Annotated in this window: 13 protein-coding genes; 5 read left to right on the top strand and 8 right to left on the bottom strand. The window is 62.7% G+C overall.

Going from position 1 to position 12,005, the window contains the following annotated elements:
* Positions 1 to 61: 61 nt before the first annotated feature.
* On the top strand, positions 62 to 475 hold the full coding sequence (locus tag V5738_RS00795) for a SufE family protein (protein WP_423822490.1): 414 nt from the start codon (positions 62 to 64) through the stop codon (positions 473 to 475).
* Between the two features lie 45 nt (positions 476 to 520).
* On the opposite strand, the gene V5738_RS00790 is transcribed toward V5738_RS00795, so the two are convergent.
* A complete protein-coding gene (locus tag V5738_RS00790; RefSeq protein WP_423822489.1) occupies positions 521 to 1,432 on the bottom strand; it encodes a ZapG family protein in 912 nt (303 codons plus the stop codon).
* A gap of 160 nt (positions 1,433 to 1,592) precedes the next feature.
* A complete protein-coding gene (locus V5738_RS00785) occupies positions 1,593 to 2,006 on the bottom strand; it encodes a CoA-binding protein (protein WP_423822488.1) in 414 nt (137 codons plus the stop codon).
* A 397-nt stretch (positions 2,007 to 2,403) separates the two neighbouring features.
* On the opposite strand from V5738_RS00785, the gene V5738_RS00780 reads away from it, so the two are divergent.
* A complete protein-coding gene (locus tag V5738_RS00780; protein WP_423822487.1) occupies positions 2,404 to 2,943 on the top strand; it encodes a hypothetical protein in 540 nt (179 codons plus the stop codon).
* A gap of 46 nt (positions 2,944 to 2,989) precedes the next feature.
* Here the strand turns inward: V5738_RS00780 and gpmA are convergent, their stop codons facing one another.
* From gpmA to gorA, 4 genes are all read right to left on the bottom strand, one after another.
* A complete protein-coding gene (gene gpmA / locus V5738_RS00775) occupies positions 2,990 to 3,739 on the bottom strand; it encodes a 2,3-diphosphoglycerate-dependent phosphoglycerate mutase (protein ID WP_423822486.1) in 750 nt (249 codons plus the stop codon).
* Between the two features lie 62 nt (positions 3,740 to 3,801).
* Positions 3,802 to 4,215: a 3D domain-containing protein gene (locus tag V5738_RS00770; RefSeq protein ID WP_423822485.1), complete on the bottom strand. Its 414-nt coding sequence runs from the start codon at positions 4,213 to 4,215 to the stop codon at positions 3,802 to 3,804.
* 42 nt (positions 4,216 to 4,257) lie between these two features.
* Positions 4,258 to 5,148 (bottom strand): alpha/beta hydrolase, encoded by an 891-nt coding sequence (locus tag V5738_RS00765; protein ID WP_423822484.1) that lies wholly within the window; start codon positions 5,146 to 5,148, stop codon positions 4,258 to 4,260.
* Complete coding sequence (gene gorA, locus V5738_RS00760) at positions 5,145 to 6,494, bottom strand: glutathione-disulfide reductase (protein WP_423822483.1); 1,350 nt, start codon at positions 6,492 to 6,494, stop codon at positions 5,145 to 5,147. Before gorA ends, V5738_RS00765 begins: the two co-directional genes overlap by 4 nt.
* A 133-nt stretch (positions 6,495 to 6,627) precedes the next feature.
* On the opposite strand from gorA, the gene V5738_RS00755 reads away from it, so the two are divergent.
* From V5738_RS00755 to V5738_RS00745, 3 genes are all read left to right on the top strand, one after another.
* Positions 6,628 to 8,706: a M3 family metallopeptidase gene (locus V5738_RS00755; RefSeq protein ID WP_423822482.1), complete on the top strand. Its 2,079-nt coding sequence runs from the start codon at positions 6,628 to 6,630 to the stop codon at positions 8,704 to 8,706.
* Between the two features lie 58 nt (positions 8,707 to 8,764).
* Positions 8,765 to 9,043 carry a hypothetical protein gene (locus V5738_RS00750; protein WP_423822481.1) on the top strand — a complete coding sequence of 93 codons (279 nt, stop codon included), beginning with the start codon at positions 8,765 to 8,767 and terminating at the stop codon, positions 9,041 to 9,043.
* A 436-nt stretch (positions 9,044 to 9,479) separates the two neighbouring features.
* Entirely contained in the window at positions 9,480 to 10,253 is a 774-nt protein-coding gene (locus V5738_RS00745; protein ID WP_423822480.1) for an exodeoxyribonuclease III, read from the top strand.
* A 98-nt stretch (positions 10,254 to 10,351) separates the two neighbouring features.
* Here V5738_RS00745 and V5738_RS00740 read toward each other — a convergent pair whose 3' ends face one another.
* Entirely contained in the window at positions 10,352 to 11,302 is a 951-nt protein-coding gene (locus V5738_RS00740) for a Gfo/Idh/MocA family protein (RefSeq protein ID WP_423822479.1), read from the bottom strand.
* An 83-nt stretch (positions 11,303 to 11,385) separates the two neighbouring features.
* Entirely contained in the window at positions 11,386 to 11,949 is a 564-nt protein-coding gene (locus tag V5738_RS00735; RefSeq protein ID WP_423822478.1) for a hypothetical protein, read from the bottom strand.
* Positions 11,950 to 12,005: the final 56 nt, after the last annotated feature.

The raw sequence follows: 12,005 nt of genomic DNA, 5'->3' as shown, positions 1-12,005 counted from the left end.
GCTTGACTGCCTATGCCTGTGGCCCAACCCTATCCGCATAGCCACTGTCATCGATATAGCCATGGATCAGAGCGTCGAACAGCTCAAGACGACTTTCGAGATGCTGCCCGATTGGGAAGAGCGGTATCGCTACATCATCGATCTGGGGCGCAAGCTCGAACCCCTGGCCGACGAAGAACGCAACGAAGCCACACGGGTACGCGGCTGTATGAGCCAAGTTTGGCTGGTCGCCGACGATACCGACGACGAACGCCTGCACTTCCGAGGCGATTCGGATGCCCATATCGTGCGCGGCCTGATCGGCGTGTTGTTGATGATCTATTCGGACAAAACGCCCAAGGAAATCGCCGAGACCGACATCAATCAGATCTTCGCCGACCTGAATCTCGAGCAGCACATCACCATGAATCGCCGTAACGGCCTGTATTCGATGGTCGAGACCATCCAGCGCTCGGCCGCCGAACGCCTGAACTGAGTTACAAGCGCGCCGGGCAGAACCGCCCGGCGCGCTGTCTCTGGCTTATTTCTTGGCGCTACTGGCGCCTTGCTTGCTGCTGGCGCCCGAGTTCTGACCGCTCGCAGCAGAGGCCGACTGGCCCTTGGTCTGGGTCTGGTCACTTCTCGCCGCCGACTGGCTGCTATCCGCGCCGTTGCCCTGACCGTTGCCCTGACCGTTGCCTTGGCTCTTCTTGGCCGATTGGGTCGCTGAGTCCGAGGGTTGACGGGTTTCGGCTTCGCCGGGCTTACCGCCGGTGACCTTGGCATCGGCCGCACTGGCCGGCGCCTTTTGGGCACTGGACGGTTGGGTCTGGCCGGATTGCCCAGACGGGCCGGCCTTCTGGCTCTGGCCTTCACTGCCACGGCTTTTCACGCTCGCAGCCTTGCCCCGTGTTTCCTGGCTGCTGCCGTTGGCAGACCCGGCCGTGCCTTTGGCCTGACTGGCAGAGGATGCGGCTTGCGGCTTGGCGCTGCTATCGGTCGAGGTGCGGTCCGCGGTTTTGGTCTCGGCGTGGCCGGCGTTGTCGCTGTGATGACCAGCCTTGGCTTCGGACGCTTTCGAATCAGCCGAACTCGCCTGGCTCGACGCAGCCAACTGCTTGTCGTCACCGGCCTGCTTATCCCGAGTGATCGCCTCCGGAGACGGCGGTGCAACCAGCTGCTCGTTACTCAGGCCGCCGAGTTTCTCGGCGCCGTCGGACACATGCTGGTACATCTCTCGATAGTCATCGACCATGCGCGACATGATCGCCGAGGTCTGCTGGAAATGCTCGCGCACCTCGGCCTGCAACTCGTCGTGCTTCTGTTTTTCGCGCTCGGCAGCTTCATTGTGATCGCTGCCGGAACGGCTGCCGATTAGATAGCCGATCACCAACGCAATGACCACACAAACCGCAAGAATAATAAACAGGGCTACCGGGCTCAGATCCGCCATAGTGCGAGTCTCCTCGAAAATTTAAAGTCGGAGTTACAGGTCATAGTGCGTGGCCTAACAACGACGGGCAAGGCGACACTAGTCGCAGCCCGCCGTGGCTTCGTCGGCCACCTCCGATGGCGCCGCAGTCGAAGCAAGATTCATGCAAGCGCATCGGCGCCTAGCCGAGCAAACGCTGGAATTCCTTGTACATACAGCGATCCATAATGACGTGAATGCCATGTTCGGCCGCATATTCGGCAGCCTCCTGATGCACTACGCCTTCCTGCAGCCAGAGATTGCGCACCCCTTTTTCGATGCAGGCCTCGACGATATCCGGCACATGCGCCGGATCGCGAAAGACTGTGACCATATTGATGGTATCGCCGATATAGCGCAGATCGGCGAACGTTTTACGCCCGAGAATCCGATCGGCGTTCGGGTTGACCGGAATAATGTCGTAGCCGGCATCGAGCATGCCCTTGGCCGCGCCATTCGAGGGGCGCTCCGGATCGGGCGACAGCCCGACCACCGCGATACGACGCACCTGCGCCAGGATTTCGCGGATGGTTGCGTCATCGGTAATGATTGGCACTTAAAAAAACCCTTTTGTTCGTCAGCTCTTTCGCCTGTCGTCCAGCGCATGCACGCGGCCGCTGCGCATCTACCGGCAGAACCGGCGTCGAGCGGCTATTGCCGTCCGCTACACCCAGAACAGGCGAGATGATCGTGTCTCGCTTTGCAACCCTCCTGCGCAGCCCGTACGCCACGGGCCATGCCTGCCCTAGCGATTCCTGAACAGGATACGCTGAATTTATACAGCGTCGACCCGCGGCCGCCGGCACAACCGAGCCCTCGCGAGGCTCAACCCGCTTGCAAGCCGTGTATTTCGACGCCGCGCCCTGGCTTACGCGCGTGGTCCTCATTCAATGGTCGAAGCCTAGGCATCGCCGATACGATAGGATCGGCAACCCCATCTCTGGAGACCTGACTTGAGCGCGACCGCCGACACTGCGACGCCCAACTCGAGCCCGCTGCCGAACGTCACACCGGTATCGGACATCGGCCTCGAAAACCTACGCGGGCTACTGGCCGAATTCGGATTGACGCTGGTCGAAATACCCGAGGATCAAGCCATTCCGGGTAGTTTCTGGGGCGAGGCCGAGGCTGGCCTGCAGGGCAACCAGCTGCTGGTACGCACCGATACTCCGGTCCACTCGGCCCTGCATGAATCTGGCCATTATGTCTGCATGGACCCGGCACGCCGAGCGGTACTCGATACCGACGCCGGTGGCGACTACGACGAAGAAAATGCCGTCTGCTATTGGCAGATCATGGTCTGCGACCGACTGCCCGGCATGGATCGGGGCGCGATGTGCCGCGACATGGATGCCTGGGGCTATACCTTTCGGCTCGGCAGCGCCGCTGCCTGGTTTGAAGGCGACGCCGAGGATGCCCGCGCCTGGCTGATCGAAGCGGGGCTGCTGGAGCCGAACGCCGATCGTGTGATTTCAGCCGTGCGCAGCCGCTAACAGCCATACCGGCGAGACGGCCTAGCCGCCTCGCCGATGTGCCGAGCTATTGGTTCTTGGCCTGGTTGGCCACGGCCTGGGCTGCCGCTTCGGCGGCCTCGGCGTCGCCGAGATAACCAGACTCGATAGCGTTGAGCTCGTCATCAAGCTTGTAGCGCAGCGGAATGCCGGTCGGGATATTCAGCCCGGTGATCTCGTCGTCGGCGATACCGTCGAGATATTTCACCAGCGCCCGCAGGCTGTTGCCGTGGGCAGCGACCAGCACGTTGTCACCGGCCTTCAAGCGCGGCGCGATAGCATCGTGCCAGTAGGGCAGCACCCGCTCCAGAGTGAGCTTGAGCGATTCGGTGCCCGGCAGCACGCGCGCATCGAGATGCCGATAGCGCGGATCGTGGCGCGGATGGCCCGGATCGTCGGCATCCATTTCCGGCGGCGGCGTATCATAGCTGCGGCGCCAGATATGCACCTGCTCGTCGCCATGCCTTTCGGCTGTTTCCGACTTGTCTAGGCCCTGAAGACCGCCGTAGTGCCGCTCATTGAGCCGCCAGTGGCGTTCGACGTCGACCCAGGGTTGGCCGAGCTCGCCGAGCGCGATCCACAGCGTGCTGATCGCCCGCGTGAGCACCGAGGTATAGGCGATATCGAAGCGCAGATTCTCTTCGGCCAACAGGCGACCGGCCTTGGCGGCCTCTTCGCGCCCGGTATCGGTCAGATCAACGTCTACCCAGCCGGTGAAACGGTTTTCGAGATTCCACTGACTCTGTCCGTGGCGCAGAAGTACCAACTGGCCCGCCATGACCTCTCCTTGATTCGGTTCAACGTATTGAAGGCTAGATTAACGCAAGCGCGACCGTGCGGTCAGCTCTTGTCGTTTTCGGCATAGCGGATACGAATATCGTGATGGATTCCCCAGTCGCGGGCCTTGGCGATATCCTGACCCATATAGATATCGATTTTATTGGTCCAGCGTGCGGCCATCTTGTCGCGTACGACATACACTCCCGGCAGCCCCTCGATCCGGACCTTGGTGCCGTGGGTCAGACCTTTTTTGATCAAATCGCGGGAGACGGCGATCGCCCGCATGCCAGGCTTAAGCACATCGCCCCAAGCCGCCGTTGCCGGGCGATGGCGCGTAGTTTGAGAGGGCACCGAGTTATAGGCCGTGGCGGCCACACTCAGCGATTGCCACTCGACAGACTCTGCGTTGGCGCTGCCCGATGCCAGCACGAACACGCTGGCCGCCAACGCAGAAGAGACTAATTTCCGGTTCATACCCGACCCCTCGGCTATTTGCGAGCGCGGGATTCTATTCAGTCAAACTGAACCGAGCCTGTCCAGGATCTGTTCGTTTATGAAATCCACGATACGCGCCAGCTCGTCGCCCTTGAAACGCAGCGTCGCAGCCAAGGGCGCCAGCAGCATGACATGGTTCACGTCGGGATAAATTTTTACTTTTACCGACCCGCCTTTAGCTTCGACTTCCGCAGCCATATTTGTTGTGTTTTTGGGCTCGACCGTGGCATCGGCGGCCCCGTGTAACAACAACATCGGCGGCTCGCTGCCGTCGACAAAGCGAATCGGCTGGGTCCGCGGCCACTCGGCTTTGGGCGCGAAAATCCGCTGCAGTGTAGGGCTTCGAATCGGCAGGAAATCGTAGGGGCCGGCCAGGCCGATCAATCCGGCCAGATCGTTTCGCGACAGACCAGCAGCAGCCAGATAAGCCGGATCGGTCGCCAACAACGCCGCGATATGGGCGCCGGCCGAATGACCGGCCACGAACAGATGTGCCGCGTCGCCGCCGTAATCGCCGATATGGCGCCGGGTCCAGGCCACCGCAGCTGCACCGTCTTCGACAAATGCTGGGAAACTCACCTGCGGATACAGCCGATAGTCAGGCAATACCGCGGTGATACCCTGCGAGGCCAGAGCTTGACCGACGAAGCGATAGCCCTGCTTGTCGCCGCTTTGCCAGCTCCCGCCATAGAAAAACACCACCACCGGATGACCCGGCGCCGGGTTGTCGGGCACATAGATATCAAGTGTCTGGCGCGCCTGTGCGCCGTAGTCGATATCCGAGTGCCGATCATAGCCCCAGCGCGGCACGAGCGTATTGACCCAGAACTGGCCGGAACAGGCCGCCAGGAGACTGGCCAACACCGTCACGGCCGCGGCCCGGCCCAGAAGACGCGCGACACTGCGCTTCACGTCATGGTCACGAATTCTTCGGCGCTAGTGGGATGGATCGCCACCGTATCGTCGAAATCGCGCTTGGTCGCGCCCATTTTCACGGCTACCGCGAAGCCCTGGGTCATCTCGTCGGCACCGTCGCCGATCACGTGCGCACCGACGACTTTCTCATCCTCGCCGACACAGACCAGCTTCATGTCCGAAGGCGTCTTGTCCTCGAGCACACCGTGGTACAGCGCCACGTAATGGCTGGTATAGATCCGCACCGCCGCATCGCCGTATTCGCGGCGTGCCTCGGCTTCGGTCAGCCCGACCGTGCCGATCGGCGGATGGGTGAACACCACGCTGGGAATATTGTGGTAGTCCAGCCGTCGCTCGGGCATACCGCCGAACAACCGATCGGCCAGCCGCCGGCCGGCAGCGATCGCCACTGGGGTCAGCTCGACCCGGCCGGTCACGTCGCCGAGCGCGTGGATGCCCTCGACCGGCGTGTCCTGCCAGTCATCGGCCGGCACCGTACCGTCGGCATTGAGTTCGAGCCCGATCTTTTCCAGACCCAGCGTGTCGGCCGCGGGCTCACGCCCGATCGCCCAGATCAGTTCGTCAAAGCCGCCCGCGGTATCGCCGTCGTCGAACACGGCCTGGATGCCGTCATCGGTTTCGGTCAGCTCGACAGTCCGACGCTGCATCTGGATCTCGATGCCGGCCTCGCGCATACGCTCGATTAGGGTCTCGCCGAGCATGGCATCAAAATCAGCCAGTACATGGTCCTTGCGCAACAGCAGAGTCACCCGGCTGCCGAGCGCATTCAGCACGCCGGCCAGCTCGCAGGCGATATAACCACTGCCGACGATCGCGACCCGCTGCGGGCGCTCGCGCCAGGTGAAAAAACCATCCGAATCAGTGCCAAGCGCAGCGCCTGGAATCTCCGGCCAGCGCGGCTTGCCGCCGGTGGCGATCAACACATGCTCGGCCGACAGCTGACGACCATCCACGACGACGGTATGGGTATCGACGAACCGCCCTTCACCGGCGATATAGGTCACGCCGCTCTTGTCGAGATTGCGATCGTAGATGCCGTTCAAACGCCGGATATAGGTTTCGCGATTGTCGACCAAACGGGTCCAGTCGTGCTCGCGCGGCACCGAGTCGAAGCCGTAGTGATGGGCATGCGCGGCATGCTGGGCGAACTCGGCCGCATGCCACATGACTTTCTTCGGCACGCAGCCGATATTCACGCAGGTGCCGCCTAGCAGACCGCGCTCGACGAGCGCCACGCGCGCCCCGTGTGCTGCTGCCCGGCGCGCCGTGGCGATCCCGCCGGAGCCGCCGCCAAGCACCAGCAGATCATAATGATCGGCCATGATCGATTTCTTTGACGCAATGAAGGCCTGCATTGTAGGCACGCCGTTACAGACCGGGCCAGCCTCGCCCTTGATTGAGGCCGCATATGCCGCATCATCAGACAGATCATCGACACAGGCCCGCGAGACAATCATGAGTGCTGCGACCGACCCCGTTTCCAACCCGCTCATCGAGATGGTTGATACCGGCCGACTGCCGGATTTCCAGGCGATCGAGCCGGAGCACGCCGAACCAGCGGTCGAGGCGCTCATTGACGAGGCCAAGGCTACGATCGAACGCTGCACGACCGAGGACGTACCGGCGACCTGGGCCGATCTGATCGCGCCGCTAGAAGCCAGCGAGGACCGCCTGGAGCGGGTGTTCGCCCCGGTCGGGCATCTGCATGCGGTCATGGACTCGCCGAAGTGGCGCGAGGCCTATCAGGCCTGCGTGCCGAAACTGACCGCTTTTTCTTCGGAAGTCGGCCAGAACACCGCGCTCTACGAAGCCGTCAAACGCCTTCGCGACTCGGCCGAATTCGACCGGCTAGACGCTGTACAGCAGCGCGTGATCAACGACCGACTGCGCGACTTCGAACTGGCTGGCGTGGCCCTGCCAGAGGAGGCCAAAGCCCGCTACAAGGAGATCGCCCAGCGCCTGTCCGAGCTGTCGACGACCTTCCAGCAGAACCTGCTCGACGCCACACAGATCTGGCAGAAACACATCACCGATCAGGCGGCGCTGGCCGGTCTGCCCGAATCCGCCCTCGACCTGCTGGCCCAGAACGCCACCAACAAGGATATGAAAGGCTGGCTGATCACGCTCGATGCGCCGAGCTTCATCGCCGTGCTGACCCATGCCGACGATCGCGGTCTGCGGACCGAGGTCTACGAAGCCTTTGCCACCCGGGCCTCAGACACCGGCCCGCATGCCGGCGAATATGACAACTCGGCGCTAATGGACGAGATCCTCGCCCTGCGTCATGAAGCCGCCAACCTGCTTGGCTTCGCCAACTATGCCGAGCAGTCCCTGGCCAAGAAAATGGCCGACTCGCCGGCCCAGATCGAGGCTTTTCTACTGGATCTGGCCGAGCGAACCTTCGATGTCGCCAAGGCCGAGCTCGCCGACCTACGCGAACTGGCCGCAGCCGACGGCGTGGACGAACTGGCAGCCTGGGACGTCGGCTACTACGCCGAAAAACTCAAGCAGCAGCGCTACGACTTCTCGGACGAGGATCTGCGCCCTTATTTCCCGGCCCCGGCAGTGATCGACGGGCTGTTCAAGGTCGTCCAGAAACTCTACGACGTCGACATCCGGGCCCGCGACGACATCAGCACCTGGCATAAGGATGTCACGGTCTACGAGATCGCCGACGCCGATGGTACCCAGCGCGGCGTGTTCTATCTCGACCCCTATGCCCGCGAGGGCAAGCGCGGCGGCGCCTGGATGAACGGCTTCCAGAACCGGCGCGTGGACGACGCCGGCATCCAGAACCCGGTCGCGTTTCTGACCTGCAACTTCTCGCCACCGATCGGCGGCCGGCCGGCGCTGCTGACCCACGACGAGGTCACCACGCTGTTCCATGAATTCGGCCATGGTTTGCATCACATGCTGACCCGGGTCGAGCATAGCTCGCTGGCCGGCATTTCCGGCGTCGAGTGGGACGCGGTCGAGCTGCCCAGCCAGTTCATGGAGAACTGGTGCTGGCATCGGGAAGCCCTGGACCTGTTCGCCGCCCATTACGAAACCGGCGAGACCCTGCCCCAGGATCTGTTCGACAAACTGGCTGCGGCCCGTAATCACATGGCCGGCTGGCAAATGCTGCGCCAGGTCGAGATCGCCCTGTTCGATTTGCGCCTGCATCGCGATTTCGATGCCGAGCACGGTGCTGCGGTTATGGACACCCTCAACAATGTCCGGGCCGAAGTGGCGGTACTCGCCCCACCCGAGTTCAACCGCTTCCCGCATAGCTTCATGCATATCTTCGCGGGCGGCTATGCGGCCGGCTACTACAGCTATAAATGGGCCGAAGTGCTCTCGGCCGATGCCTTCTCGGCGTTCGAGGAAACCGACCTGTTCGATACCGAAACCGGCCGGCGTTTCCTGACCGAAGTACTTGAGCGCGGCTCGACCCGCGACGCCATGGACAGCTTCGTGGCCTTTCGTGGCCGCGAGCCCTCGATCGATGCCCTGCTGCGCCACAGCGGCCTGCACGAACCGAAAGCGGCCTGATTGACCTGCGCCCGCGTCGACGCGTTAGGGTCGACGCGGGTATTCATCAGGGGCCGCGATGTCCTTTCTTTCGGCTGTTGTCTGTTTCGTCAGTGCCTTGCTGGCCGGCGCTGCGGCGTGCGTCGTGTTCCAGCGACTGATTCCGGGTTCGCTGACCAAGCGCTCAGTGCGCGCTAACAGCCTAGAAATCGTCAGCTTGGCGGCCGGTATCACAGCCGCCCAATGGCTCATCCAGTATTGGCAACTGCCGCCCTGGCAGGCGGCTTGCACCGTGGGTCTGCTGGCCGGCACCTCGATCGCCTTCGCCCAGACCGTTCTGCGCTTGGTACACCTCTAGGGCGTGTCATCGTGAGATATGCCACTGCATGACGCCCGCCGGGCGTGACGGCCCCATGCTCAAGGCAGGCAACGCTGCCTGGCACGATGGGCGGCCCCCCAGGGACCCGTGCCCCTAGGGCGGCCATCCGGCGTCATCGTTCGCTCACGTGGCCACGCCACGCTGTGGCCACGCCGCGCTCACGATCCCTTGGCTTGCCCCGCAGGGCGCAGGTGCGGCGGTGTACCTCATGACGACATGCCCTAGCGCCTGCACCACGGCACGGCGCCCAAAGCCGGTTTTGAAGCGGGCCGCAGCCACACGATAACGACCCCCTACTGGGACTGTGCCCTGCCTGCATCGGCGTTTTTGGCATTACAATGCCGTGTTCGCCGATCCGCCGGCCAGCCCCAATGGCCGCGCTGTAGCCCATTCACCGTCTTCGAAACGAACGCCCATGCAGATTGCGACCTGGAACGTGAACTCGCTCAATGTGCGCCTGCCGCATGTCCAAGCCTGGCTGGAGAACAACCCGGTCGAGGTATTGGCGCTGCAGGAAACCAAGCTGACCGACGACAAGTTCCCGGTCGAGGCCCTGCGCGAATCCGGCTACCACTGTGTCTTTACCGGCCAGAAGACCTACAACGGTGTGGCCCTGATCTCGAGCACCCCGGCCGAAGACGTGGTCACGGCCCTGCCCGGCTTCGAGGACGATCACAAACGGGCGATTGCGGCCACCTTCGACAATACTCGCGTGATCGGCGTGTACTGCCCGAACGGCAAGGATCTTGAGTCGCCGAGCTATACCTACAAACTGGACTGGTTCGCCGCCCTCAACGACTGGTTGGCCGACGAACTGGGCCGCCACGAGCGCCTGGTACTGACCGGCGACTTCAACGTCGCCCCGCGCCCCGAGGACACCTACGATCCCGACAAATGGGAAGGCCGCATCCTCTGCTCGCCGCCCGAACGGGCCGCGCTACAGAATCTGCTCGATACCGGACTGACCGACTGCTGGCGGCTGTTCGACGAGCGCGAAGGCCGGCATCGCTTTACTTGGTGGGACTATCGCAACGGCGGCTGGGCACGTAACGCCGGCCTGCGCATCGACCACGTACTGGCCTCCAGCGCGCTGGCCGCGGCCTGCACCGAATGCAAAGCCCATGTCGGCGAGCGCGGTCGCAAGCGGCCGTCCGATCACGTGCCGGTGGTGGGCCGATTCGATCTCTGATCGGCGCAGAGTCAGCCCAATCCGCTGCGACACCGGGCAGCCAAGCCCCCGACGCCAGCGGGCGCATCCGCGGCTATCGCGTCAACCGGGCCTGTTCATCAGTAGCGGCTGGATTCGGCAACCGCTGCGTTGATGCGCTCGAGTGTTTCAATGACGATGACCGCGCTTGCGCCATCCGAGCGGGGCCGGCTGCGCTGCTGCACGCAGTCGATGAAATGCGCCAACTCCAGGCGCAGCGGTTGGCCGTCGCCACGGTGTACGACCTCGCTGCCGTCATCGTGGTTCTGTAGATCGTTATCGATCCATTTGCGGTGATGGGTCACCGTCTGAGCGACCTCGTCATAGACCAGCATGCCCTTCGAACCGCGCAGCATGGTCCGACGCCGGGTCTCCGGCCACAGCCAAGAGGTATGCATATTGCCGCGTACGCCGCCGGCGAACTCCAGATGCACATGCACCTCGTCTTCCACCGACAGACCCAGCATGCGATGCCCGGTGCCGCGTACGCGCTCTGGCGCGGCACCGATCAGATACAGCATGATGGCCATATCGTGCACGCCAATATCCCAGATCACGTTTTCGGCGCTACGGGCTCGGCCCAGATTGAGCCGCTCGTGACGGATCGAAAACACCTCGCCCATTTCGCCGGCATCGATGTAGTCCTTGATCCAGGCGATCGCCGGCTGATAAAGCAGCAAATGGCCAACCATCAGGATACGCCCGGCTGCATCGGCGGCAGCCGCGAGTTCGCGAGCCTCGACCGAGCTGTGGGTCATCGGTTTTTCGACGAACACATCCTTGCCCGCTGCGATCGCCGCCATCGCGATCTCATGATGGGTCGGGGTCGGCGTCGCGATCGCCACGGCATCGCAACTCGAGGCCAGTGCGGCCCGCCAGTCGGCATACAGCGATAGATCTGGATGGCCCTTAGCGTAGGCATTGAGGCGTTCGTTATTGCCTTCGACAATACCCGACAAAGCGCCGAGATCCTCCAAATTGCGGATGATGTTCTTGCCCCAGGCACCCGCACCGATTGCAACGACTTTCATAACAGCCCTGTCGAACGCGACTGCGCTAGTGTAACCGTCGTCGTCGCCGGGGTCAGGCACAGCACATACGACGTATCGCCCGCCTAGCCGCTGGCCGAGGTCCCGGGTTTGACGTGCACGAATTCGGCATCGAGCCAGCGTTCGAGCTTACGGGCGGCCTTGCGGCCCCACAGCGTCCGGCTCTCGACCGTAGCCGGACGCAGCCTGACCGGGTCCCGGGCAGCCACGTCGAAGCGCCGTTGCGCGCCGATAAAACGCCCATTCGGGCCGTAGTTGCAGATTACCGTGACCTTGATCGAATCCACGTCCAGCGACTCGATGACACCGTTGTCGACGTCCGGATAGCCCAAGTTGTTCATGGCCTCGTCGACCAGCCCTCGGAACGTGCCCAGATTCATGAATTCGCCGGGCGACAGCGGCCCCTGACGCAGCACCGTTTCGGGATCCTTGCGCCGACGCCAGTTATCGGCATCGCCAGTATCGCGTAAAAACGTCCTGAGTTTCTGACCCTCCTGACGGCGCAGGCTAACCACGACGCCATGCATATGAATGGCTTCATGACTCATATTGCTGACCAGCACCACGGAATTTAGGTGTTCGCCCCAACCTTGGTTGACCATGATGCGCGCCCGACGGCTGCGGCTCATATTGCGCCGAAAGATCTCGGCAAAAAACAGCCAAATAATAAAACTAAAAAATCCGG

It is taken from the genome of Salinisphaera sp. SPP-AMP-43 (assembly GCF_049568105.1).
In the GTDB taxonomy this organism is placed as follows: Bacteria; Pseudomonadota; Gammaproteobacteria; order Nevskiales; family Salinisphaeraceae; genus Salinisphaera.
The sequence above is the reverse complement of the archived record's forward strand: the minus strand, read 5'-3'. Positions and strand labels throughout refer to the sequence as shown.

Excerpts from the sequence above, each read along its gene's own strand:
- V5738_RS00795 (WP_423822490.1), top strand. The coding sequence starts at position 62 with ATGGATCAGAGCGTCGAACAGCTCAAGACGACTTTCGAGATGCTGCCC.
- V5738_RS00790 (WP_423822489.1), bottom strand. The coding sequence starts at position 1,432 with ATGGCGGATCTGAGCCCGGTAGCCCTGTTTATTATTCTTGCGGTTTGT.
- gpmA (WP_423822486.1), bottom strand. The coding sequence starts at position 3,739 with ATGGCGGGCCAGTTGGTACTTCTGCGCCACGGACAGAGTCAGTGGAAT.
- V5738_RS00770 (WP_423822485.1), bottom strand. The coding sequence starts at position 4,215 with ATGAACCGGAAATTAGTCTCTTCTGCGTTGGCGGCCAGCGTGTTCGTG.
- gorA (WP_423822483.1), bottom strand. The coding sequence starts at position 6,494 with ATGGCCGATCATTATGATCTGCTGGTGCTTGGCGGCGGCTCCGGCGGG.
- V5738_RS00755 (WP_423822482.1), top strand. The coding sequence starts at position 6,628 with ATGAGTGCTGCGACCGACCCCGTTTCCAACCCGCTCATCGAGATGGTT.
- V5738_RS00750 (WP_423822481.1), top strand. The coding sequence starts at position 8,765 with ATGTCCTTTCTTTCGGCTGTTGTCTGTTTCGTCAGTGCCTTGCTGGCC.
- V5738_RS00745 (WP_423822480.1), top strand. The coding sequence starts at position 9,480 with ATGCAGATTGCGACCTGGAACGTGAACTCGCTCAATGTGCGCCTGCCG.
- V5738_RS00740 (WP_423822479.1), bottom strand. The coding sequence starts at position 11,302 with ATGAAAGTCGTTGCAATCGGTGCGGGTGCCTGGGGCAAGAACATCATC.
- V5738_RS00735 (WP_423822478.1), bottom strand. The coding sequence starts at position 11,949 with ATGAGCCGCAGCCGTCGGGCGCGCATCATGGTCAACCAAGGTTGGGGC.